A 24,237-nucleotide genomic window follows, 5' to 3' on the forward strand; every position below is an offset into this window, starting at 1 on the left:
GCAATTTATATGGCGAGAGCAGAATAAGGAGCGCAACGGAGTGATAAATCCCAAAACATATCCCTCTGGCTGCTCACTATCATAGGGGATTTGTGTATGAGAGACAGCGCCCCTTCGGGTAGAAGGGGCCAATTGCGCCAGGGGGAAAGAGTTACCCCATCCGGTGTTCACCGAGCTCCAGCGCCGTACGATCAAAGAAGCGCTGAATCACCCCGCTGGCCATAAACGCCGCACGGTCGGACATGTGTGCAATCACATCCGCATCGTGGCTCACCAGCAGATAGGTCATGCTGTGCTCCAGCTTCAGGCGATTGAGTAAATTGAGGATCTCGGCCTGCACCGACATATCCAGCGCCGACGTAGGTTCATCGAGCAGCAGAATTTTGGGCCGCAGCAGCAGCGCTCGGGCAATCGCCACGCGCTGGCGCTGGCCGCCGGAAAGCTGATGAGGATAGCGGCTGGCGGCATCTGCGGGCAAACCCACCTGCTCCAGCGCCGTCTGCACCCGCGCTGCAATATCCGTTTCGCCGTGAATTTTCAGCGGTTCGGCCAGCGTGCGCCACAGCGTATGGTTCGGGTGCAACGACGCGTACGGATCCTGGAAAACCATCTGCACGTTGCGGCGTCGTTCACCCTGGAAAGGTGCTCCCGGCACAATGCGCTGACCAAACAGCGCGACGTTGCCGCGCCACTCGCGCTGTAGTCCGGCAATGACGCGCAAAATCGTCGATTTACCGCAGCCCGACTCACCAATCAGGCTAAAGGTCTCTCCCGCATCGACGTGAAAACTGGCGGCAGATACCGCGGTTTTGTCACCGAAGGTCACCTGCAGCGCCTCAAGATTAACGATCGTCATGCGCCGCCTCCTCAAAATTCTGCGTGCGGTCCAGCGTCGGCAGCATCTGCCCGTAAGTTTGCGCATTCGGGCGGCAGGTCCACAGCGTGCGAGTATAAGGATGCGTCGCCTGTGGCAGCTCACGGGCCGCCATCTCATCAACACCGTTGCCCTGATACATCACCAGCACGCGATGACAGTGCTGGGCCACCAGCGGCAGATCGTGGCTAATCAGCAGCATCGCCATATGCCGCTGCTCGCACTGGGTCACCAGCAGCTCCAGGATCTGGTTACGCAGCCGCGCGTCCAGCGCCGAGGTCGGCTCATCGGCAATCAGGACCTGCGGGTCGTTGATCAGCGCAATCGCGATCATCACCCGCTGCCCCATACCGCCGGACAGCTCGCCCGGATAGCGGCTCAGTACCCGTACGTCCAGCCCCATCGCCAGCACCGCGGCTTCAATTTTCTCCTGTCGTTCACGGCGGCTCAGTCTCTGATGCAGCGTTAACGCTTCTTCCAACTGCGCATAAACCGTTTTCACCGGATTCAGCGCATAGCGAGGGTCTTGCAACACCATCGCGATATCGTTACCGCGCAGCGCTCGCCAGCCTTTAGCATTCAGTGACAGCACATCGCGCCCAAGTACGTTGAGGCGCTTAGCGCTTACGATGCCGGGTTTGCGCACCAGCCCCATCAGCGCACGTGCGGTCATCGATTTACCGGAGCCGGATTCCCCCACCAGCGCCAGCCGCTCGATGCCGAGGGTGAAGCGCATCTGGTTGACGACGCGTGCGCCGGGATAATCAATATTCAGCCCTTCTACGGAGAGTCGTGGCTCAGTCATGTTGCGGCTCCAGTACGTCTCGTAAACCATCACCCAGCAGATTAAACGCCAGGCTGGCGATCAGAATCGCGGCCCCCGGCGCGGCGGCTATCCACCACTGGTCAAATATCACCTGCATGCCATCGGCAATCATCGCGCCCCACTCCGCCATCGGCGGACGCGCGCCCAGACCGAGGAAACCTAACCCAGCGGCGGCCAGAATGATCCCCGCCAGATCCAGCGCCAGCCGCACGATCGCCGACGGCAGACACAGCGGCAGAATATGGCCCACCAGCAACCGCAGACCTCGAATCCCCATCATCTCAGCGGCGGCCAGATAATCGCTGTGCCGCAGACGCTGAATCTCACTGCGCGCCTGACGCGCGTAGGCGGGCCAGGTGGTGAGCGCCAGCGCCAGCGCGCCGTTGACGAGCCCTGGCCCAAGCATTGCCACGAAGGCAAAGGCCAGAATCAATCGCGGCATCGACATCACCACGTCGGTAAAGCGCATCAGAATGCGCTCCAGCCAGCCGCCGTAATAGCCAGAGAGAATCCCCATCAGTAGCCCCACCGGCAGCGTAATCACCGTGACCAGCGCCACCAGCCCCAGCGCCGGGCGGGTACCGTAAATCAGCCTTGAGAGCAGGTCGCGTCCGTAGCTGTCGGTGCCCAGCCAATGCTGGGATGAAGGCATTTGCAGGCGCATCGCGGCATCCTGCCAGTTCGGATCCATGGGCGCGAGCCACGGCGCGAACAGCGCGACCAGCAGCAGTAACGCGATAACGATCAGCCCACAGAATGCCGCAGGTGAACGCAACAGACGGCGTAAAAATAGCGAAGCTGGCATCAGCGAACCCTCGGGTCGGTTAGCCGCACCAGAGCATCGGTGAGGTTATTAATCAACACAAAACAAACGCCGATCAGCAGCGTTCCTCCCATAATCGCCGCCGTATCGCCCGCAAACAGCGCCGTCGTCAGATAGCGGCCAATGCCCGGCCAGGAGAACACCGTTTCGGTCAGCGCGGCGCCTTCCAGCATCGAGGTATAGGCCAGCGCAATCACCGTCAGCAGCGTACCGCGAATGTTCGGCAGCACGTGGCGAAGCAGAATGCTCATCTCGCCCGCACCTTTTGCGCGCGCCAGCAGAATGTACTCTTTGTTCATCTCGCTCAGGCAGGCGGAACGCGTGAGGCGCGTGATGCTCGCGAGCGAATAGTAGGCCAGCAGCAAAACGGGCAGCACCAGGTGGCTGAAGGCATTGCGAAACGCGTCTTTGTCGCCGGAAAGCCAGGTATCAATCAGCGCGAAGCCGGTTTTTGGCTCAATGGTGAACTGATAAATATCGTCCAGCCGACCGGGGCCGGGGCTCCACTGCAGCTTCGCGTAGAACAGCGCCAGCATCAGCAGCCCGAGCCAGAAAATCGGCACCGAGTTGCCCAGCAGCGTCAGCGTACGCACGGCTAAATCCCACGGAGAACCGGCATAGCGGGCGCAGAGCACGCCGGCAATTACGCCAAAGAACGCGCCGATAATCAGCGCCAGCGTCGCCAGTTCCAGCGTTGCCGGAAACGCCGCCAGCAGATCGTGCAGTACCGGCTGACCGGTGGCGCTGGCGGTACCGAGATCGCCGTGGGCCAGATTAACAAGATAGTGCCAGAACTGTACGGGCAGTGAGCGGTCAAGGCCAAGCTGGTGACGCACCTGATCGTAAGTCGATTGGCTGGCGTGATCGCCAACAATTTGCAGCACCCGGTCAACGGGAGAGAGCGCAGAGAGCGCGAAAGTGACCAGCAGTAGCCCCAGCAGGGTAAGCGCCAGCGTGAGCAGACCTTGCAATAGCGCCGACAGAAAACGCCGGGTGCGTTGCGCGGTGGGATTCGGTAAAGCGGCGGGCATGTGAATTCCGTATATCAACGATAAAACGAACGGCAGCGGCCCGACGATTCAGACCGTCGGGCCGCTGAAGCGATGGCATTACTTAGTGACGCGGTCGTACCAAACCATATCGGCGTTAAGCCCCTGCTGATAGCCTTTCACGTTATCGCGAACCACAATCTGGGTTTTGCCCTGGTCGATAAACACGTACGGCGAGTTACGTTGCAGTTCTTCCTGCATTTTTTTGTACAGGTCGAGGCGCTTTGCCGCATCCGGCTCGGCCACCGCCGCCAGCGTCGCTTTATTCAGCTCAGGGATTTTCCAGCCGTTCAGTCCGGCTACGGTGCTGGACTTACCGTCGTTATAGGCGAAGGCGCTGGCGTTAGAGTGGGCATCGAAGTAATCCGGGATCCACAGGCGAATCGCCGCCTGATGCTGTTTCGCCCGCACCCGAGCGTAAACCTGGCTGCCGGCGGCAGGCAGCAGATCGACCTTCACCCCACCCTGCGCAAAGCTCGCCTGCATGGACTGCGCGATGGTGATAAACGGCGGTTTATTTTCCACATCAAGGGTAAAGTGCGCATCTTTAATGCCCGCTTTAGCCAGAATCTCTTTCGCTTTCGCCGGGTCAAATTTGAACGGCGTGTTATCCAGCGCGCCCGGGAAACCGACCGGCAGGAAGCTCTGATGCACGAAGTACTGGCCTTTCAGCAAATCTTTAGTGATGCCGTTATAGTCCACCAGCCAGCGGGACGCTTCCCAGAAAGCCGGGTTGGCCAGCAGCGGGTTAGCGCTGTTGCCGGTGTTGAACACCAGGTAATTTTGTTCAGCGGAAGGAATACTCAGCACCTGCAGGCCCGGCTTGCCCTGCAGAGCGTCAATCTGGTCAGCGCCCAGATCGCGCGCCACGTCGGCGTCGCCCTGCTGGATCAGCAGACGACGGGAAGCCGGGTCAGGCACGTTTTTGATGATCACGCTTTTCAGCTTCGGCGCGCCGGTTGGCGACGTTGCGTTCGCTTCAAGGACGATCGCCTGATGCGGTTGATAGACGCGCATTTTGAACGCGCCGCTGCCCGCCGAGTGCATTTTCAGCCACTCGTTGCCGAAGTCGCCGCCTTTCACGTTGGCGGCTACCAGCTTCTCATCCACAATCGAGGCAATGGGCGTGGACAGAATATTCAGCGCCACCGCCGGGCTGACGTCGGCGGTCCAGCTGAGCTGCAGGGTATGGTCATCCACTTTTTTCAGATGGCTGGCGATGTTGTCCGGCTGCCAGCCGAGGACGTTGAGAATAAATGCCGGTGATTTGTTCAGCGTCACGGCACGGATGTAAGAGAAAATCACATCTTCGGGACGTAGCGGGTTGCCGGAGGCAAATTTCGCGTCGTTTTTCAGCTTGATAGTCAGCGTTTTCGCCGCCGCATCGGCCTGCCAGCTTTCCGCCAGAATCGGCGTGATTTTTGCCGGATCGTTGCGGTCTGGCTGCACCAGCCGCTGGTACAGGCTCGGCACCGTCTGGATACTGGAAAGCTCGTTGGCTTCCGCCGGGTCGAGACTGACAATATCATCCAGCCCCTGAGCCACCACCAGCGTATTCGGCGGCGTGGCGGCATAAGCGGAGGCTGACAGCGCGGTCAGCACAAATAACGGCAGCAGTTTTCTGGTCATCGGACTTCCTGAGAGTGATCATGCAGTTGACGGTATCCGCTAAGTTAGCCCCGCATGTCACTTTCAGTAAAGTTAAGTATAAATATACTCTATGCCATTTTGTTATAAGGTTATTTATCTTCGCTTATTGCTCGGGCGTCGCCGCGTTTTTTCCCTTCTGCAGCGTGGTCTTCAACTGCCCCACCAGCTCGCGGCGGAAATCGCCAAGACGCGGTTTGTCGTTATCGATCCACGGCAGCGGACGGCAAAGTTCCATCGCCTTGATACCTAAGCGTGCGGTCAACAGCCCGGCGCCGATGCCCTGCGCCGCTCGGGTGGACAGCCGCGCCGCCAGATCCTGCGACATCCAGTCCATACCAATCTCACGCACCAGTTCGGTGGCGCCAGCAAAGGCGATGTTAATCAGCACCAGGCGGAACAGGCGCAGGCGGCTGTAGTAGCCCAGCTCAATGCCGTACAGGTTGGCGATGCGGTTGATCAGGCGCAGGTTGCGCCAGGCGATAAAGCCCATATCCACCAGCGCCAGCGGGCTGACGGCGATCATCAGCGTCGATTCCGCCGCCGAGCGGCTGATTTCACGACGCGCCTGAGCATCCAGCACCGGCTGCACCAGATGCGCATAGAGGCTCACCACCTCGCGATCGCTCTGGGTTTCGTGGATCGCCGCGTACCAGCGTTGAAGCGCCGGATGCGACTGATCCAGCCCGGCCTGACGCGCCAGCCCTTCGCAGAACGCGCGCGCCTTCCCCACGCCGTGGCTGTGCATCAAGGTCCGCGCTTCATCGCGCTCCTGTGCGCGCTGGCGTAACCGCCACAGCCTGCGCCATTCTGTCGCGACCGAACCCACGCCTGCGCCGACAATCAGCGCACCGGCGACGCAGCCGCCCAGCGCGGCCCAGTCCTGAGTTTGCCAGGCGTTGACCGTCCACTGCACGCCCTGCGCCACGACGCTGGCGCCAAACAGCGTCAACCCGGCGGTGACCATTTTACGCCACAGGCTACGTTTTGGCCGCAGCGCCGCTTCCACGGTGGCTTCGGCCTGCCCTTCCTGCTCGCCGTCGGCATCGAGCGCGACGGGAGCAAATTTATCCGCCGCATCCCCCTCAAACGCCTGCGCGGTTTTAAACTGTTCCGGCTTCACTTCGTCGAGCGGCCCGTCAAAATCGATTCGCGGTTTAAATGAGTCGGTCATCGCAGCTTATCTCCAATTAAAAACTCCAGCGCGGCATCCAGGCGGATATGCGGCAGCGGCTGGTCAACGTCCATCGTCTGCGGGCGGAAAGCCTCAAACTGGAAGCCCTGTTTATCCCAGAACGCCTGCCCCGGCAGACGCGCTGGCACCTCGCCGGGGTAAACGGTCAGCGGCTGTCCGTCGCTCAGCCGGTGCCCACGCAGCGCGGGGATCTTCTCGCCGTTCACCTCAATCAGCCCGCTTTGCGTTGCCTGTACCGACGCCAGCCCCAGACAGTCCATGGTGATGCCTTCAAAGGCTGCGTTCTGCCAGGCGTCCTGAATCAGCTGTTGCAGCAGCGACACCATATTGCCGTGCTGGTCCACGGTGACGTGATCCGCCTTGGTGGCGGCAAACAGCAGCTTATCAATGACCGGCGAAAACAGGCGGCGGAACAGCGTGCGCTGACCGTAGTGGAAACTGTGCATCAGCTGCGTTAGCGCCAGGCGCATATCGTTAAACGCCTGCGGCCCGCTGTTCAGCGGCTGCAGGCAGTCCACCAGCACAATCTGGCGGTCAAAGCGCAGGAAATGATCTTTATAGAAGCCTTTTACGACCTTTTCGCAATAGTAGTTAAAGCGTTCGCGCAGCATCCCGGCGTTGCTGTGTTTATCGGCTTGCGCCAGTTTTGCCTCTCCCACGCCGTCAACGTCCGGCCACGGGAAAAATTGCAGCGCGGGCGCGCCGGCCATATCGCCGGGCAGCACGAACCGTCCAGGCTGGATGAAGTGCAGACCTTGCTGCTTACATTGATGCAGATAATCGGTCCAGGCCTGTGCGATTTCCGCCAGCCGGTTTTCATCGGCCGGAGCCAGCGGATCCAGCCCGGCGCACAGCTGACGCCATTTAGCCGACCACTCGCCGCGCTGACCATTCAGCAGACCGGTCATCTGCCGCGACCAGGTCAGGTAGTCCTGATTGAGCATTGGCAGGTCAAGCAGCCACTCGCCGGGATAATCGACAATCTCCAGGTACAGCGTGGAAGTCTCTTTAAAGTGGCGCAGCAGTGAGTCATGCGATTTGTAGCGCAGCGCCAGGCGAATTTCGCTCACGCCACGCGTCGGCGTTGGCCACGACGGCGGCTGTCCGTATAGCTGAGCCAGCCCTTCATCGTAGGTAAAACGGGGAATGCCGAGGTCGCGCTGAGGAATACGTTTCACCCCCAGCAGGCGTTCTTCGCGCACCGCGCTCAACAACGGCAGCCGCGCGCCGGTATGTACGTTCAGCAGTTGATTCACCAGGCCGGTGATAAAAGCGGTCTTGCCGCTACGGCTCAGGCCGGTAACGGCAAGACGAAGATGCCGGTCAACGCCACGGTTGACCAGCGCATTGAATTCATTTTTGAGTCGCTTCATTGCTTATCAGACACTCCTGTCAACGCCGATAGCGCTATTTTGCCATGGGGAAATAGCGTTTGGCGAGGCGCGACAGCAGCGGTTCCAGCGCCACCGCCAGAAACATCTTCAGCGGACGGCGGGCAACGGACTTCACCGCCCACCCGGCAACGCCTGCCGGGCCATAGCGCAGTGCGGTCAGCAGGGCAAGCTTGCCGACGATTTTCAAACCGGGCTTCACCTTCTGGCCTGCCCGCTGCCATTTATTGCTCATTATTCACCTCTGTATCAGAGCTGACGGAAACGGCTGCGCAACGTAAAGGTATCGGACGTCACATAGCGTTCCATCTCGCGTAACCGCTGTTCACCGGCGGCTAATTCAGCATCCACCGCATCCAGCAAATCGCGGCTGGAGGGCTGATGCGGGTTGTTCATCATCCCTTCCGGCATCGGATCGAGGGCGAAGGTTAAAATGACATAGGCGACAACGACAAAGAAAAAGAGTCCAAATAGCATCGCCAGCACGGTAATAATACGAATCAGCTTCACCGGCACATCGAGGTACTCGGCAATACCGGCGCAGACCCCTTTCACCATGCCCCGCTGCGGGATTCGCCACAGCTTTTTGTTAAAATCCAGCGCCATTATTTGTCCCTCCAGTTCGGATGTTCAGCATCCAGAATGGCTTCCAGCGCCTGAATACGCTCGCGCATCCGCTTTGCGTCATCGGTTAACTGCATCAGCCGCTGCTGCTCGCCCTGGGACAACTCGCCAGAGCGGGAGCGATTGCTGTAGTGCAGCCACAGCCAAATCGGCAATACAAACAGGACAAATAGCGTCAGGGGAATGCCGAGGAAAAGCGCGCTCATAGAAACTCCTTATATAGTATGAGCAGCGGCACGGTCAGTGCCGCCGGGATCATTATTGGGTGTCCTGCTTCATTTTGGCTTTCAGCGCGGCCAGCTGCTCGCTGATTTCGTCATCGGCCTTCAGTTCAGCGAACTGCTGATCCAGCGACGGTTGTTTGCCAAAACGGTGGCTTTCCGCTTCGGCTTCCATATGGTCGATACGGCGTTCAAAGGATTCAAAGCGAGCCATCGCTTCATCCAGTTTACCGCTGTCCAGTTGACGGCGCACATCGCGGGACGAATTCGCCGCCTGATGACGCAGTGCCAGAGACTGCTGACGGGCGCGAGTTTCGCTGAGCTTATTCTCCAGCTCGCCAATCTCTTTTTTCATCCGCGCCAGGGTTTCATCCACCAGCGTCACTTCATGTTCCAGGGTGGCGATCACGTCGGTCAGCTTCTGTTTTTCAATCAGCGCTGCGCGTGCCAGATCGTCTTTATCTTTACGCAGCGCCAGCTCGGCTTTCTCCTGCCACTCTTCCTGCTGCGCCAGCGCGCGTTCGACGCGGCGAGTCAGATCTTTCTTTTCCGCCAGCGCACGGGCGGAAGTGGAGCGCACTTCCACCAGCGTGTCTTCCATTTCCTGGATCATCAAACGGACCAGCTTCTGCGGATCTTCCGCTTTTTCCAGCAGCGAGTTGATGTTGGCGTTCACGATGTCGGCAAAACGAGAAAAAATACCCATTGTTCAATCCTCATAGTTCTGTGTTTCGGGCTTAGCCCTGCGCAATGACTATTACAACTTCCGTGCCAACTTTTTATCTTATTGATTATAAACGATGTGATTGAATTTTGCGCCGCAAACGCCTACAGTGAAATGGCGAATTACACCAACAAGTGGCGAATTTCATCATGGCAGATTACAAAGATACCCTTCTCGGCGAGGCCAACCGCTTTATCGAGGTACTGGAGCAGGTTTCCCGGCTGGCACCGCTCAACAAGCCGGTGTTGATTATCGGCGAGCGCGGCACGGGTAAGGAGCTTATCGCCAACCGTCTGCACTACCTCTCCTCCTGCTGGCAAGGGCCGTTTATCTCGCTGAACTGCGCGGCGTTGAACGAAAACCTGCTCGATTCCGAGCTGTTCGGTCATGAAGCGGGCGCCTTTACCGGCGCGCAAAAGCGCCACCCCGGCCGTTTTGAACGCGCCGATGGCGGCACGCTGTTTCTTGATGAGCTGGCCACCGCGCCGATGCTGGTGCAGGAAAAGCTGCTTCGGGTGATTGAATACGGCGAGCTGGAGCGCGTCGGCGGCAGTCAGCCGCTGCAGGTTAACGTCCGCCTGGTGTGCGCCACCAATGCCGATCTGCCTCAGTTAGTGGAAGAAGGCGCTTTCCGCGCCGACCTGCTCGACCGTCTGGCCTTTGATGTGGTGCTACTACCGCCGCTGCGCGAACGCCAGAGCGACATCATGTTGATGGCCGAACATTTCGCTATCCAGATGTGTCGCGAGCTGAAGCTACCGCTGTTCCCTGGTTTTACCGACCGCGCCCGCGACACGCTGCTGCACTACCGCTGGCCGGGTAATATTCGCGAGCTGAAAAACGTGGTTGAGCGTTCGGTTTATCGCCACGGTTCCATCGACGAACCGCTGGATGACATTATTATCGATCCGTTCCGCCGCCAGCCGACCATCGCCGACGAACCCGCAACGGAAATCACGGGCCCGGCGTTACCGTTGAACCTGCGTCAGTTCCAGCTTGAACAAGAAAAAGACCTGTTGCAGCAGAGTCTGCAACAGGCCCGGTTTAACCAGAAAAACGCCGCCGAACTGCTGGGGTTAACCTATCACCAACTACGGGCATTGTTGAAAAAGCACACGCTGTAAACTTGCACGACCGTCTGGTGCTTTCGTCCTGAAAGCACCACTCCTGGCTAATCCATTGTCTGATTTCAGACACACGGTATTCATTAACCTTTCGCGATAACTGCCTTACCATTTTATCCCCGTAAATCGCAAAGAAAGGCAAATGGAGTGAGCGAATTATCAATTCAGGAAACACATGAACAGAGCCTTGAGGTTACACGGCAAGTTCTACAGTCTTTTGGATGGTTCGGGATTTCTGTTGGCGTGCTAAGTGATGCGGAAAAAAGAACGCTGCAAAATGGGATTGAAACGAGCGTACTGAACTGGCCCTGGGCAATGGCGCAATATGCCGGAAGTGCCGATGAGGGGATTTTAGATATCACGTTAAAAGTCTCTGACCACGCCGAACCCGACGGTTTGCATGCTGTAATCATTTGTAGATTTGACCCGCGCCGCGACGAGTTTGCTATCTGCATGTTAGAAAACCTCATCAACGACCAGACGACAGTATTGACGGGCAACGTATTAACTATTGCTCTCGTGTACGCAACAACCTTTTGTGACATGAGAGAGATAGAAGATGTCGGGATTCAAGACCCATCAGATGAAGCAAAACCGCGCTACCGCTCATATGGCTTTGCCGAAGACTTCACCCGGTTAAATCGAATGTCCTCCACGGTAGTGGACGTCAAACAGCGAATAAAAAGTAAGATTCAGGCGATGGAGAACACCTTTGATGAATAATCCTGACTCCCGGCACTGTTTGTTATGTAATCAGCATTGGTGTAAAATTATAGGCAGCGGCCACGTGCCAGCGAGGAGGCGATATGACCAAACAACATAAGAAAATCGATAAAAACAAAGCGATGACCGCCGCCAAAAAATCGCTGGATTTCTGGACGGCAATTGATGGTAGCAAACTTGCTACGCTCGGCCATCGCGAAAAAGAGATGGATATTATCGGGCCGACAAAGAAAGTTAAATTCGTAAATTACGGATAACGCGCTCGTTTTTTAAAAACAATTAAGGCTCCATCTGGAGCCTTAATTGTTTTTAAAATCAGTGACAGAAAGTCGAAGCATCAGTTTTTAAGGCGACGCGGCAGCATCAGCGCGCTAACCGCAATGGCCCCCAGACACAACATGCAGTTAAACCACAGCGCGTATTGTGCCGCTTTTGCCATGCCGTAGGGTAAAAACAGCGCGTAGAGTGACGCCGTCATCGCCAGGCCAAACGCGCCGCCCAGCGAGCTGCCCATTTTGTAAATCCCGGAGGCGACGCCCACCTTATTTTCCGGCGCGCTGGTGACGGCGGTGTCGGTGGAGGGTGTGGCGTAGCACCCCAGCCCCAGGCCAAACAGGACGTTGCTGAAAAAGACGGTCACGATATAGGTCCAGGTGTCGAGGAAGGTACAGGAGATCAGGAAAATCCCCACCATCGCGATCGCCGGGCCGCCCATCATTGGCAACCTTGCCCCGTAGCGCTGCAGCAGTTTTTCCCCCACCCGAATCATCAGCAGCACGGTCACCAGATAGCCGAGCGTCATCATGCCCGTCTGGAGCGGACTCAGGTGCCGCCCCTGCTGGAGCCAGATGCTGGTGATCATCATCGTGCCAATCGCGCCGTTCAACATCAGGTTCGACAGCACCGCCGCACTATAAGCGCGATTTTTAAACAGCGCGAAATCAATCAGCGCCGCCTCTTTTTTACGCATTCCGCTGCGCACAAAAAAGATCATCGCCACAATGGCGCCTGTCAGCATCGTCAGCGACAGGCCGCTGGTCCATCCCCAGTGGTGACCTTTGGAGATAAACAGATTGAACAGTACCAGCGCCGCCACGAGGCTCAACAGCCCGCTGAGATCCATTTTATGCTGCACGGCGGTGGCGCTGCGGCTCTCCGGCGTGCCGCGAATCAGCAAAAATGCCGCCAACGCCGCCGCGATGGAAAAGACGAAGATCCAGCGCCAGCCCAGGCCAGTGGCGATCGCGCCGCCAACGAACGAGCACAGACCGCTGCCGCCCCACGAACCGATCACCCAGAAACTGATCGCCCGCTGCCGCGCGCGCCCCTCGTACCACGTTTTAATCAGCGCCAGCGTCGCCGGCATGATGCAGGCGGCAGACAATCCCTGAATTATCCGCCCGGTCAGGAACAACAGCGGCCCCTGAGACACCACCAGCAGCGCGCTACCGACCATGCTTAACGCCAGGCCAATCAGCGTTAAACGTACCCGGCCAAATTTGTCGGCCAGCCCTCCGCTGGCAACCACAAAGCAGCCGCTGAAGAGTGCGCTGAGGCTCACCGCGAGGGTGAGCGTCTCCAGCGAAATATCGATACTGTTTTTCACTACCGGGACCACGTTAATCACCGACTGGGCAAACAGCCAGAAGGTCAACACGCTTAACACAATCCCCGTCAGCAGCCGGTCGGTGCCGACATACTGCGTTTCACTCAACGTCACGGTACTCATGGCTCGCCCTCATGTTGCGCGCGTCACTTATCCACGCAGATAGTGTTCCGTCAGGCCGCACCACAGCGCCGCCCCCGTCAGCAGGATGTTGTCGTTAAAGTCATAACCCGGGTTGTGAACCATGCAGCGGTCCGGCTCATCGCCTGCCCCAATGGTGAAATAAGCGCCGTTAGGGTTCTGCTCGAGCATAAACGCGAAGTCTTCACTGCCCATAAACGGATTCACCGTGCCGATAGACTCCGCGCCGAACAGCGACGTCGCCACATCGCGCACCATCTGGTTTGCCTGAGGATCGTTTTTGAGTACCGGGCTGCCGTTGACGTGGGTGAGCGTGGCGGTGGCGTTGAAGCTTTCCGCCTGCGCCACGGCGATGTCGTGAATGCGTTGCAGCACGGTTTTGCGGACCTGCTCGTTCAGCGTACGCACCGTCAGCTTCATCAGGACTTTATCGTTGATGATATTTGGCGCATGTCCCGCCTGAATACTGCCAACGGTCACCACTACCGGATCAAACGGGCTGATATTGCGTGAGACGATGGTTTGCAGCGCCAGAGTGATATGGCAGGCAACAACGGTGGCATCGACGGTATGCTCCGGCACCGCGCCGTGGCCGCCCACGCCCTGCACTTCGATGTGCAACGTGTCCGAGGAGGCCATCATCGCGCCATCACGCAGGCCAATTTTGCCCAGCTTCTGCCCCGGCATATTGTGTAAACCAAAAATGTGGTCGCAGGGGAATTTGTTAAACAGCCCGTCTTCCAGCATCACCCGCCCACCGTACAGCAGCTCTTCCGCCGGCTGGAATATCAGGTGCAGCGTACCGTTAAACTGACGGGTACGCGCCAGGTACTCCGCGGCATACAGCAGCGTGGTAGTGTGACCGTCGTGTCCGCAGCCGTGGAAACAGCCATCCGTTTCGCTGGCCCACGCTTTGCCGCTGCGTTCCTGCATCGGCAGCGCATCCATGTCGGCGCGCAGCCCCAGCGTTTTGCCGCCGTTACCCACTTTAAGCGTCCCCACCACACCGGTCCCCGCCAGCCCATAGTCCACTTCATAGCCCCAGCTGCTTAGCAGCTTCGCCACTTCGGCGCTGGTTTTGTGCTCCTGAAAACCAATCTCCGGCTGCTGATGGAAGCGGTGGCGTAGCGCGATAAATTCGGCTTCCTGACTCTGCAATGCTTCAACGATAGGATGTGTCATTTTTGTTATCCCTTTATTGCTCCACAGTGATAACGTCGAGTTTATGACGTCGGAGCGGTCACAAAAGGCGATTTTTTGTTTTATATTGACGAAAAATGTAATGACTATTTTTCATACGGTTTAGTTATGACAAAAAACAGACAGTTATTTTTTGTCTTCGCTGGAGGGCGGAAAGGTGGCGCAGCAAATCAGCGATTTTTCTGTGGTGGTGCAGGACATTCGTCAGCAGGCATACAACGAACAGCAGACGTTAACGCTGGTGTGGCTACTGCATGGCGAGGTCGTGCTGAAAAGTGCCGACGACACGCGTACGCTGCAAACCAACGCGCTGGCCATCATCAACCCCAACCAGCGCTGGCGTTTGCGCGGCGAACAGGCCAATGCGGTGATGACGCTGATGATAGCCAGCAGTTGGCTAACCCGGCTGGACGCGCATTTTTTTGCCTTTGATTATCAGGTTCCACACCCCACGATGGAGCACGAAGGACGGCTGCGCAGCCTGATGCGCCAGCTACTGGTTAGCCATGTGATCAACCCTGAAAACACCTCCCGGCTGGAGGCAAACCGCTGGCTCAGCGAAATTGCCCTGCTGTTGGCAACCCATTTTCAGCAGCCACGCAAAACGGGCGCATCGCGCCATAACGATGCCACATGGAGCCACCGTATCCGCCAGGTGGTGACGCGGATTGAGTCACAATACAGCCAGCGCCTGTCGCTTGCTGAAATCGCCCGCGGCGAGCGGGTGTCGGAAGCCTGGCTTTCACGTCTGTTTCACAAAGAAGTCGGCGTCAGTTTTATGCAGTACATCACCGCACTGCGTCTGGAGAAAGCCGCCGAACAGTTGTTGACAACTCCCTTACCGGTACAGCGAATTGCCCAGCAGCAGGGGTTTGCCAGCGCGCGCGTAATGAGCGATCTGTTTAAGCGCCGCCACGGCATGACGCCACGCCAGTATCGTCAGCAGTCGACCACGGTGGCCCGTCACCGCACGCGCGAGAACCCGCCCGACCGCACGCTGCCGGTGGCCGCCGAGACGCTCTATGCCCTGCTCAATCACACGGGCGAACAGGACTGGGAAAGCCCGCCACCGCTCCAGCAGTCGCTCCAGGCGCGGCGGATTGTCCTCGACACGCTGCCGTCGCGTCGCGTGCCGCTGCGTCATAGCCAGCTCATTATTACGCTGCGCGAACTTGATGATTTGTTGCGTGAAGATGTCCGCCAGTCGCTGATGACGCTCCATGCGCAGATACCTATCCACGGGATCGATATCCATGAACCTTTCCTGAGCAGCCGTTTGTTCAGCGACGGCTGGGACGATCCGCAAATGGTCGGCTACGCCTGCTGGTACCATTTGCAGCAGGTCTTTACTTTCCTTACCCGTATGGGATGGCAGGTACTGCTCCACACCAGCCTGACCACGCGTCCCGATCTGCTGCGCCAGTTTTTACGCCTTGCCGCGCAGCACTTCCCACCGTCAACGCTGGCAAGCTGGCAGTTCGTCTGGCACTGGTCGCCACAGGCGAGCGCCGAGGTCTGGGCACAGCAAAAAGCGGCGATCCGGCAATGGTCGCCGGACTCGCAGCTGGGCATCTGCCACCGCTTTACCGTTACCGATAACGATACCGTAGCCGACGCAATCCTCACCTCCCCGCTGCTGAGAGAGGCCGATTTTCTCGCCTGTTCGGCCAATGCTAACGAACGCTTCCACCAGCAGCCATTCGAACGCACTCGGCTGGCCGCCGCGGAAAACTACCCGGTCCATAAGGTGCGCCAGATTCAGCGCGCCCTGCGCCAGCGTCAGCTCGCCTTGCCGCTCTGGCTGCTGTCGTGGAATACGCTTACCGGCTCAACCCGGCGAACCAATGGTGAATTCTTCCGCGGCGCGCTGCTGATGAATAACCTGCTGGGGCTGGCCGATCGGGTGCATTTTACCGGCTTCTGGCTCAACTCCAGCCAACAGGGTGAGGCGCGAAGCAATGGCACCTTCGATACTTCCAGCCTGGCGCTCTTCTACCATCACGGATTGCCCCGCCCCATCTATTGGGTGCTGTGGCTGTGGCGACGTTTACAGGGCGACGTGTTGGTCAACGACAAAAACGTGCTATTGCTGCACCAGCGCGGTCGCTATCAGCTGCTGCTACGCAACCCGGTGGTGTTTAATCCGTGGCTATCCAGCGAAGAGGCCTTTATCCAGCGGTTTCGTCAGCAATACCCGGTGCAGCTTCAAGGGCTGAGCGGTAAGTGGAAAATCAAACGCCACCTGTTCGATCAGCACCATGGCGCGCTTTTCCCTCGGCTGGAGGCGATAGAAAGCAGCAGCGGCCCGGACGAGGAGAGCTGGACATGGCTGGCGCACACAACCCGGCCCGCGCTCAGCGTGCGCGAGGAAACGCTGGAAGAGCGTTGGCAGGTGGTTGAGGCGCTGGAGAGCAATGCGCTGGTGTTATACGAGTTAACCCCACTGATTTGATGACTTTTAAAGCAGTTGCACGCAGACATTTGTACCTGGTAGCCGTAAGTGCGATACACTTTGCAGATCAATCGAAAAAACAATGAAACTATGCGCCTGAATTTGTCACCTTTCCTGGCAGCGTTGGGGTTAATCTGCAGCCAGGCGATGGCCGCGCCGCAGCCGCTCGCCCCACCCCATGCCGACATTCGCGACAGCGGCTTTGTCTACTGCGTCAGCGGACAGGTCAACACGTTTAACCCGCAAAAAGCCGGTAGCGGGCTGATTGTCGACACCCTCGCCGCCCAGCTCTACGACCGTCTGCTGGACGTCGACCCGTACACCTATCGTCTGGTGCCCGAGCTGGCGGAAAGCTGGGAAGTTCTGGATAACGGCGCAACCTACCGTTTCCACCTGCGCCCTAACGTACAGTTTCAAACCACCCGCTGGTTTAAGCCGTCGCGCGCGCTGAACGCCGACGACGTGGTGTTTACCTTCGAGCGCATCTTCGACCGCCAACATCCGTGGCATAACGTCAACGGCGGCGCGTTCCCCTATTTTGACAGCCTGCAGTTTGCCGACAGCGTGAAGAGCGTACGCAAACTTGATAGCCACACGGTAGAGTTTCGCCTTAATCGTCCCGATGCCTCATTCCTCTGGCATCTGGCGACCCACTACGCGTCGGTGATGTCGGCGGAATACGCCAATCAGCTCACGAAACAGGACCGTCAGGAACAGCTCGACCGCCAGCCGGTAGGGACCGGGCCGTTCCAGCTCGACGAGTACCGCGCCGGGCAGTACATTCGCTTGCAGCGCCACTCCGCCTTCTGGCGCGGCACGCCGCTGATGCCGCAGGTGGTGGTCGATTTGGGTTCCGGGGGCACCGGAAGGCTGTCCAAGCTGCTGACCGGTGAATGTGACGTGCTGGCCTGGCCTGCCGCCAGCCAGCTCACTATTTTGCGCGACGACCCGCGCCTGCGCCTGACGCTGCGCCCGGGGATGAACATCGCCTATCTGGCCTTCAACACCGACAAGCCGCCGCTAAATAATCCGGAAGTGCGTCACGCGCTGTCGCTGGCGATTAATAATCAGCGTTTGATGCAGTCCATTTATTACGGCACCGCAGAAACCGCGGCCTCAATTTTGCCTCGCGCCTCCTGGGCCTACGATAACGAGGCTAAAATTACCGAATACAACCCGAAAGAAGCGCGTCGACGTTTACAGGCATTGGGGCTGGATAAGTTGACGCTGCGCCTGTGGGTGCCAACCAGCTCTCAGGCGTGGAACCCGAGCCCGCTGAAAACCGCCGAGCTCATTCAGGCGGACATGGCGCAGATTGGGGTGAAGGTCATTATCGTGCCGGTAGAGGGCCGCTTCCAGGAAGCTCGGCTGATGGACATGAACCATGACCTGACGCTCTCCGGCTGGGCCACGGACAGTAACGATCCGGACAGCTTCTTCCGTCCGCTGCTGAGCTGCGCGGCCATTACCTCGCAGACCAACTTCGCCCACTGGTGTAACCGTGAGTTTGACAATGTGCTGCGCAAAGCGCTGGACTCGCAGCAACTGGCCTCGCGCATTGACGCCTACGACGAAGCGCAGCAAATTCTGGCGCGCGAGCTGCCGGTGCTGCCGCTGGCGTCTTCGCTACGCCTGCAGGCCTATCGTTACGATATTAAAGGGCTGGTGCTGAGTCCGTTTGGCAACACCTCATTCGCCGGCGTGTCGCGGGAAAAAGAAGAGAAGGTGCAAAAACCATGATTATTTTCACCCTTCGTCGCCTGTTATTGCTGCTGGTTACCCTCTTTTTCCTGACCTTCGTCGGCTTCAGCCTGAGCTATTTTACGCCGCACGCGCCGTTGCAGGGCGCGTCGCTGTGGAACGCCTGGGCCTTCTGGTTCGATGGCGTCATGCACTGGGATTTCGGCGTATCGAGCATTAACGGCCAGCCGATTTCCGAACAGCTGCGCGAAGTGTTCCCGGCCACCATGGAGCTGTGCATTCTGGCGTTTGGCTTTGCGCTGCTGATAGGCATTCCCGTTGGCATGCTGGCGGGCATCACCCGCAATAAATGGCAGGACAAGGTGATCAGCTTCTTCGCCCTGCTCGGCTTCTCGATTCCGATTTTCTGGCTGGCGCTGCTGCTGACCCTCTTCTTCTCCCTGACGCTCGGCTGGCTGCCGGTTTCCGGGCGTTTCGATCTGCTGTATGAGGTGAAAAGCGTCACCGGCTTCGCGCTGATTGATGCCTGGCTCTCCGACTCGCCGTGGCGGCATGAAATGATTATGAGCGCTGTGCGCCATATGGTGCTGCCGGTACTGACGCTGGCCGTCGCGCCCACCACTGAGGTGGTGCGCCTGATGCGTATCAGCACCATTGCGGTCTACGACACTAACTACGTGAAAGCAGCGGCCACGCGCGGCGTTTCGCGTCTGACCATTCTGCGTCGCCATGTGCTACACAACGCGCTGCCGCCGGTGATCCCACGTCTGGGGCTGCAGTTCTCCACCATGCTAACCCTGGCGATGATCACCGAAATGGTCTTTAGCTGGCCGGGGCTGGGGCGCTGGATGATTAATGCCATTCGCCAGCAGGACTATGCGGCGATCTCCGCCGGAGTGATGGTGATTGGCGCGCTGGTGATCATTGTGAACGTGATATCCGATATTTTGGGTGCTATGGCTAACCCGTTGAAACATAAGGAATGGTATGCCTTACGATAGCGTCTACCTCGAGAAACGCCCGCCGGGTGCGCTGCGCACCGTGTGGCGCAAGTTCTATGGCGACACCACGGCGATGATCGGCCTGTACGGCTGCGCCGGGCTGGCGGTCGTGTGCATTCTGGGCGGCTGGTTTGCGCCGTACGGTATCGACCAGCAGTTCCTCGGCTATCAGCTTCTGCCGCCGTCATGGTCGCGCTATGGCGAAGTCTCTTTCTTCCTCGGTACCGACGATCTGGGCCGTGATGTGCTGAGCCGTCTGCTTAGCGGCGCCGCGCCCACCGTCGGCGGCGCGTTTGTTGTCACACTCGCCGCCACCGCCTTCGGGCTGGTGCTGGGCGCATTTGCGGGTTCAACCCGTGGCCTGCGTTCGGCGGTGCTGAACCATATTCTCGACACGCTGCTGTCGATTCCATCGCTGCTGCTGGCGATTATCGTCGTCGCCTTTGCCGGGCCGCATCTCAGCCACGCGATGTTTGCCGTCTGGCTGGCCCTGCTGCCGCGCATGGTGCGTTCAATCTACAGCATGGTACACGACGAGCTGGAGCGTGATTACGTCATCGCCGCCCGCCTCGACGGGGCGACCACGCTCAATATTCTGTGGTTTGCCATTCTGCCGAACATTGCTGCCGGGCTGGTCACCGAAATTACCCGCGCGCTATCGATGGCGATCCTTGATATCGCCGCGCTGGGCTTCCTCGATCTTGGCGCGCAGCTACCGTCACCGGAATGGGGCGCGATGCTCGGCGATGCGCTGGAGCTTATCTACGTGGCGCCGTGGACGGTAATGCTGCCGGGCGCGGCAATCATGATTAGCGTGCTGCTGGTCAACCTGCTGGGCGACGGTATTCGCCGCGCCATTAACGCGGGGGTGGAGTAATGCCGTTACTTGATATTCGCAATTTAACCATCGAATTTAACACCAACGAAGGCTGGGTGAAGGCCGTTGACCGCGTCAGCATGACGCTGGCCGAAGGCGAAATTCGCGGCCTGGTGGGGGAATCCGGTTCAGGCAAGAGCCTTATCGCCAAAGCCATTTGCGGCGTCACCAAAGATAACTGGCGCGTCACCGCCGACCGCATGCGTTTTGACGATATCGACCTGCTGCGCCTGTCCAACCGCGAGCGGCGAAAACTGGTCGGCCACAACGTCTCCATGATTTTCCAGGAACCGCAGTCTTGTCTGGATCCTTCTGAACGCGTGGGCCTGCAGCTGATGCAGAACATTCCCGGCTGGACCTTCAAAGGCCACTGGTGGCAGCGTTTCGGCTGGCGCAAACGCCGCGCGATCGAACTGCTGCACCGCGTCGGCATTAAAGATCACAAAGACGCGATGCGCAGCTTCCCGTATGAGCTAACGGAAGGCGAATGCCAGAAGGTCATGATTGCCATCGCACTGGCTAACCAACCGCGCCTGCTGATTGCCGATGAGCCGACCAACGCCATGGAACCGACCACCCAGGCGCAGATCTTCCGTCTGTTAACCGGCCTCAACCAGAATAACAACACCACCATCCTGCTGATTTCTCACGATTTGCAGATGCTGACCCACTGGGCGGATAAGATCAACGTGATGTACTGCGGGCAAACGGTTGAGACCGCGCCGAGCGAAGAGCTGGTGACCACCCCGCACCACCCGTATACCCAGGCGCTGATCCGCGCGATTCCGGACTTTGGCCGCTCAATGCCGCATAAAAGTCGCCTGAATACCCTTTCCGGCGCCATTCCGCTCCTTGAACAGCTGCCGATGGGCTGCCGTCTGGGGCCGCGCTGCCCGTACGCGCAGCGAAAATGTATTGAAACCCCGCGTCTGACGGGAGCGAAGAACCACCTGTTCGCCTGTCATTTCCCGCTGAATATGGAGAAAGAGTGACATGGTCGAAACGCTGCTTGAAGTGCGCAACCTGAGCAAAACCTTCCGCTACCGCACCGGCTGGTTCCATCGCCAGACGCTACAGGCGGTGAAGCCGCTGAGCTTTACCCTGCGCGAGAAGCAAACGCTGGCAATTATCGGCGAGAACGGTTCTGGCAAGTCGACGCTGGCCAAAATGCTGGCCGGCATGGTGGAGCCCACCACCGGAGAGCTGCTGATTGACGATCATCCGCTGGAGTTCGGCGACTACTCATTCCGCAGCCAGCGCATTCGCATGATTTTCCAGGATCCGAGCACCTCGCTGAACCCACGTCAGCGTATTTCGCAGATCCTCGATTTCCCGCTGCGTCTGAACACCGACCTTGAACCCGAGGCGCGACGTCAGCAGATTATCGATACCTTGCGCCTGGTCGGCCTGCTGCCGGACCACGTCAGCTACTATCCGCACATGCTGGCCCCGGGGCAGAAACAGCGTCTGGGCCTGGCGCGCGCGCTGATTTTGCGCCCGAAGGTGATCATCTGCGACGAAGCGTTGGCCTCGCTCGATATGTCAATGCGTTCGCAGCTGGTAAACCTGATGCTCGAACTGCAGGAAAAACAGGGTATCTCGTACATCTATGTGACTCAGCATCTGGGCATGATGAAGCACATCAGCGACCAGGTGCTGGTGATGCACCAGGGGGAAGTGGTCGAGCGCGGCAGCACCGCCGACGTGCTGGCCTCCCCGCTGCACGATTTAACCAAACGGCTGATTGCCGGTCACTTTGGCGAGGCGCTGACCGCCGATGCCTGGCGTAAAGACCGCTAATCGCCGCTATCACCATCAAGAGAAGGATGATTACGCTATGGGTTTTCTTTCCGGCAAACGTATCTTGATTACCGGCGTCGCCAGCAAACTGTCCATCGCCTACGGCATTGCCCAGGCGATGCACCGCGAAGGGGCCGAACTGGCGTTCACGTATCAGAACGACAAACTGAAAGGCCGCGTGGAAGATTTCGCCGCCTCGCTGGACTCGCACATTGTGCTGCCGTGCGACGTGGCGGAAGACGCGAGCATTGAAGCGCTGTTCAGCGAGCTGGTAAAAGTATGGCCAACGTTCGATGGTTTCGTTCACTCGATTGGCTTTGCTCCCGCCGACCAGCTCGACGGCGACTACGTCAACGCGGTCACGCGTGAAGGCTTTAAAATCGCCCACGACATCAGCTCATACAGCTTCGTGGCGATGGCGAAAGCCTGCCGTGGGATGCTGACTCCAGGCGCTGCCCTGCTGACGCTCTCTTACCTCGGCGCAGAGCGCGCCATCCCGAACTACAACGTGATGGGCCTGGCGAAAGCGTCGCTGGAAGCTAACGTCCGCTATATGGCTAACGCCATGGGGCCGGAAGGCGTTCGCGTAAACGCCATCTCAGCGGGCCCGATTCGTACACTGGCCGCCTCCGGTATAAAGGATTTCCGAAAAATGCTCGCCCATTGCGAAGCCGTCACGCCGATTCGCCGCACCGTAACCATTGAAGATGTCGGTAACTCCGCAGCCTTCCTGTGCTCAAATCTCGCCGCCGGTATCTCGGGTGAAGTGCTGCACGTTGACGGTGGCTTCAACATTGCAGCAATGAACGAGCTGGATCTGTAGCCCGACTGTAGGCCTGATAAGCGCAGCGCCATCAGGCAAATTGGCGCAAATTGACGCATATTGCCGCATGGCGGCGTAAACGCCTTATCCGGCCTACGGCCCTCTCTGCCTTTGTTATTCCAGTCAGTTATTAATTATCGCCGAACAATATTTTCTCCCTCGTCTCGCATGCGCCAGGATATTTATCCATAACGATCCGGCAACATCTCCTTCGACGCTGCTGGCTCGCCACCTTCAGATCAAGGAACTCCCATGGAGCCACGCCGCGTTTCCGGCAAAAACCACTGGTATCACGAAACCCAGTCGAGAACCCAACACAGCGACGTGATGCCGCTGGTTCCCGAAGCCGCGCACGTTGACGACCGTTTTTTACTCGACCTCACCCTGCCCGATGCGCTGCTTAATGCCAATCTGCGCTGGCTGGACGCTGCCCGTAAGCTAGCTAATTTACTGTTCCCGGACACCGTTCCGGTGAACCGTCTGCGCACGTTCAGCGATTACGACCGCCTGAGTACCGCCCTGACCGTGGCGCAGGTGTTCGGCGTTCAGCGGCTGTGTAACCACTATGCCGCACGTCTGGCGCCGCTGCAGGGGCCAGACTCATCGCGAGAAAGTAACCGTCGGCTGGCACAAATTACGCAATACGCCCGCCAGCTTGCCAGCTCGCCGTCCATCATCACCCCGCGCTCACGCCAGCAGCTGGACGATGTAGGGCTCACGCTGCACGACATCATCCTGATTAATCAGATTGTGGGCTTTGTCGGCTTCCAGGCTCGCGTCGTCGCCCTCTTCCAGGCGTACCTGGGCTTTCCGGTGCGCTGGATCCCCGGCATGCCGGTGCAGGAGGATTCAGACGCCGATCGCTTCAATAATGAAAGCACGCTGTGGCATACCGATCTGGCGGTTATCGAAGCTCACCAGGCCAACACGCCGCAGGGGGAAGCGCTCTCCCGCTGGCAAAATCTGCCAGAACTGCACGCGCTGGCCCCGGTGCTGGCCCATGAGGAGACGCTGCTGGCGGGATTCGGCGCGCTGCTTGAGGCTTTGACGTTTACCCATCCGCTGCTGCCGCTGTCGGCGCTCATTCCCGCGCGCATAAACGGCAGCGTGAGCTGTTTCAACTACAACAGCGGATTATGGCAAGGCGCAAGCGGCCTGCCCGAAGCGGTACGCAACGGCGAACGAGCCATTCTGGCCTGGAGCCATCACTTCCCGTGCGAGCGGGCGCTCGCCCAGGCCACACAGCTGCTGACCCGCGCGCCGGACCGCTTTAGCGCCGCGCAGTTGAACCCGATTATCGAGCACGGGCTGTCGATGCCGGACGCCATCACCCTGCTCACCTGGAGCGCATTGAGCGGCTGGTTAAATCGCCTGCACATCGCGCTTGGCGACGCACAACAAGTTACGTAAAAGGT

At 58.7% G+C, this 24,237-nt stretch carries 24 protein-coding genes; 11 read left to right on the forward strand and 13 right to left on the reverse strand.

Annotated elements, in window-relative coordinates; genetic code table 11:
- Positions 1-151: 151 nt before the first annotated feature.
- The 11 genes from M989_RS12965 to pspA form a co-directional block, all read right to left on the reverse strand.
- Complete coding sequence (locus M989_RS12965) at positions 152-856, reverse strand: ABC transporter ATP-binding protein (RefSeq protein ID WP_064545925.1); 705 nt, start codon at positions 854-856, stop codon at positions 152-154.
- Complete coding sequence (locus M989_RS12970; RefSeq protein ID WP_064545926.1) at positions 843-1,679, reverse strand: ABC transporter ATP-binding protein; 837 nt, start codon at positions 1,677-1,679, stop codon at positions 843-845. Before M989_RS12970 ends, M989_RS12965 begins: the two co-directional genes overlap by 14 nt.
- Complete coding sequence (locus M989_RS12975; protein WP_064545928.1) at positions 1,672-2,505, reverse strand: ABC transporter permease; 834 nt, start codon at positions 2,503-2,505, stop codon at positions 1,672-1,674. Before M989_RS12975 ends, M989_RS12970 begins: the two co-directional genes overlap by 8 nt.
- A complete protein-coding gene (locus tag M989_RS12980) occupies positions 2,505-3,554 on the reverse strand; it encodes an ABC transporter permease (protein ID WP_064545929.1) in 1,050 nt (349 codons plus the stop codon). The genes M989_RS12975 and M989_RS12980 overlap by 1 nt, the downstream gene beginning before the upstream one ends.
- Positions 3,555-3,632: 78 nt before the next feature.
- A complete protein-coding gene (locus M989_RS12985) occupies positions 3,633-5,201 on the reverse strand; it encodes an ABC transporter substrate-binding protein (RefSeq protein WP_064545930.1) in 1,569 nt (522 codons plus the stop codon).
- Between the two features lie 124 nt (positions 5,202-5,325).
- Positions 5,326-6,393 (reverse strand): YcjF family protein, encoded by a 1,068-nt coding sequence (locus M989_RS12990; RefSeq protein ID WP_064545931.1) that lies wholly within the window; start codon positions 6,391-6,393, stop codon positions 5,326-5,328.
- On the reverse strand, positions 6,390-7,787 hold the full coding sequence (locus M989_RS12995) for a YcjX family GTP-binding protein (protein WP_064545935.1): 1,398 nt from the start codon (positions 7,785-7,787) through the stop codon (positions 6,390-6,392). Before M989_RS12995 ends, M989_RS12990 begins: the two co-directional genes overlap by 4 nt.
- Positions 7,788-7,821: 34 nt before the next feature.
- Positions 7,822-8,040: a phage shock protein PspD gene (pspD, locus tag M989_RS13000; RefSeq protein ID WP_064545936.1), complete on the reverse strand. Its 219-nt coding sequence runs from the start codon at positions 8,038-8,040 to the stop codon at positions 7,822-7,824.
- Positions 8,041-8,054: 14 nt separating this feature from the next.
- Entirely contained in the window at positions 8,055-8,414 is a 360-nt protein-coding gene (gene pspC / locus M989_RS13005; protein ID WP_157093552.1) for an envelope stress response membrane protein PspC, read from the reverse strand.
- Entirely contained in the window at positions 8,411-8,635 is a 225-nt protein-coding gene (gene pspB, locus M989_RS13010) for an envelope stress response membrane protein PspB (protein WP_035894063.1), read from the reverse strand. Before pspB ends, pspC begins: the two co-directional genes overlap by 4 nt.
- Before the next feature lie 52 nt (positions 8,636-8,687).
- On the reverse strand, positions 8,688-9,356 hold the full coding sequence (gene pspA, locus M989_RS13015; RefSeq protein ID WP_064545946.1) for a phage shock protein PspA: 669 nt from the start codon (positions 9,354-9,356) through the stop codon (positions 8,688-8,690).
- Positions 9,357-9,523: 167 nt separating this feature from the next.
- On the opposite strand from pspA, the gene pspF reads away from it, so the two are divergent.
- The 3 genes from pspF (at position 9,524) to M989_RS25880 (ending at position 11,478) form a co-directional block, all read left to right on the forward strand.
- A complete protein-coding gene (gene pspF, locus M989_RS13020; RefSeq protein ID WP_064545949.1) occupies positions 9,524-10,498 on the forward strand; it encodes a phage shock protein operon transcriptional activator in 975 nt (324 codons plus the stop codon).
- Positions 10,499-10,645: 147 nt separating this feature from the next.
- The gene (locus M989_RS13025; protein WP_064545950.1) at positions 10,646-11,221 is read left to right on the forward strand and encodes a hypothetical protein; all 576 of its coding nucleotides are present in this window, start codon (positions 10,646-10,648) and stop codon (positions 11,219-11,221) included.
- Between the two features lie 83 nt (positions 11,222-11,304).
- Positions 11,305-11,478, forward strand: a complete 174-nt coding sequence (locus M989_RS25880; protein ID WP_164092385.1) for a hypothetical protein — start codon at positions 11,305-11,307, stop codon at positions 11,476-11,478.
- Positions 11,479-11,558: 80 nt separating this feature from the next.
- Here the strand turns inward: M989_RS25880 and M989_RS13030 are convergent, their stop codons facing one another.
- The gene (locus tag M989_RS13030; protein ID WP_064545953.1) at positions 11,559-12,950 is read right to left on the reverse strand and encodes an MFS transporter; all 1,392 of its coding nucleotides are present in this window, start codon (positions 12,948-12,950) and stop codon (positions 11,559-11,561) included.
- Between the two features lie 27 nt (positions 12,951-12,977).
- On the reverse strand, positions 12,978-14,150 hold the full coding sequence (locus tag M989_RS13035) for a M20 aminoacylase family protein (protein ID WP_064545954.1): 1,173 nt from the start codon (positions 14,148-14,150) through the stop codon (positions 12,978-12,980).
- 175 nt (positions 14,151-14,325) lie between these two features.
- Between M989_RS13035 and M989_RS13040 the strand changes: the two genes are divergently transcribed.
- The 8 genes from M989_RS13040 (at position 14,326) to M989_RS13075 (ending at position 24,232) form a co-directional block, all read left to right on the forward strand.
- Positions 14,326-16,620 carry a helix-turn-helix domain-containing protein gene (locus M989_RS13040; protein ID WP_064545955.1) on the forward strand — a complete coding sequence of 765 codons (2,295 nt, stop codon included), beginning with the start codon at positions 14,326-14,328 and terminating at the stop codon, positions 16,618-16,620.
- Positions 16,621-16,710: 90 nt separating this feature from the next.
- On the forward strand, positions 16,711-18,360 hold the full coding sequence (gene sapA / locus M989_RS13045) for an ABC transporter substrate-binding protein SapA (protein WP_064545956.1): 1,650 nt from the start codon (positions 16,711-16,713) through the stop codon (positions 18,358-18,360).
- Positions 18,357-19,322 carry a putrescine export ABC transporter permease SapB gene (sapB, locus tag M989_RS13050; protein WP_064545958.1) on the forward strand — a complete coding sequence of 322 codons (966 nt, stop codon included), beginning with the start codon at positions 18,357-18,359 and terminating at the stop codon, positions 19,320-19,322. Before sapA ends, sapB begins: the two co-directional genes overlap by 4 nt.
- The gene (gene sapC, locus M989_RS13055) at positions 19,309-20,199 is read left to right on the forward strand and encodes a putrescine export ABC transporter permease SapC (protein ID WP_064545959.1); all 891 of its coding nucleotides are present in this window, start codon (positions 19,309-19,311) and stop codon (positions 20,197-20,199) included. Before sapB ends, sapC begins: the two co-directional genes overlap by 14 nt.
- Positions 20,199-21,191 (forward strand): putrescine export ABC transporter ATP-binding protein SapD, encoded by a 993-nt coding sequence (gene sapD, locus M989_RS13060; protein ID WP_064545961.1) that lies wholly within the window; start codon positions 20,199-20,201, stop codon positions 21,189-21,191. Before sapC ends, sapD begins: the two co-directional genes overlap by 1 nt.
- A 1-nt stretch (position 21,192) precedes the next feature.
- Positions 21,193-21,999, forward strand: coding sequence for a putrescine export ABC transporter ATP-binding protein SapF (gene sapF / locus M989_RS13065; protein ID WP_064545963.1), 807 nt, complete (start codon positions 21,193-21,195; stop codon positions 21,997-21,999).
- A gap of 37 nt (positions 22,000-22,036) precedes the next feature.
- On the forward strand, positions 22,037-22,822 hold the full coding sequence (fabI, locus tag M989_RS13070; protein ID WP_064545965.1) for an enoyl-ACP reductase FabI: 786 nt from the start codon (positions 22,037-22,039) through the stop codon (positions 22,820-22,822).
- A 252-nt stretch (positions 22,823-23,074) separates the two neighbouring features.
- Complete coding sequence (locus M989_RS13075) at positions 23,075-24,232, forward strand: CMD domain-containing protein (RefSeq protein ID WP_064545975.1); 1,158 nt, start codon at positions 23,075-23,077, stop codon at positions 24,230-24,232.
- Positions 24,233-24,237: the final 5 nt, after the last annotated feature.

The sequence above is a fragment of the Kluyvera georgiana ATCC 51603 genome, from assembly GCF_001654985.1.
GTDB classification, from domain to species: domain Bacteria; phylum Pseudomonadota; class Gammaproteobacteria; order Enterobacterales; family Enterobacteriaceae; genus Kluyvera; species Kluyvera georgiana.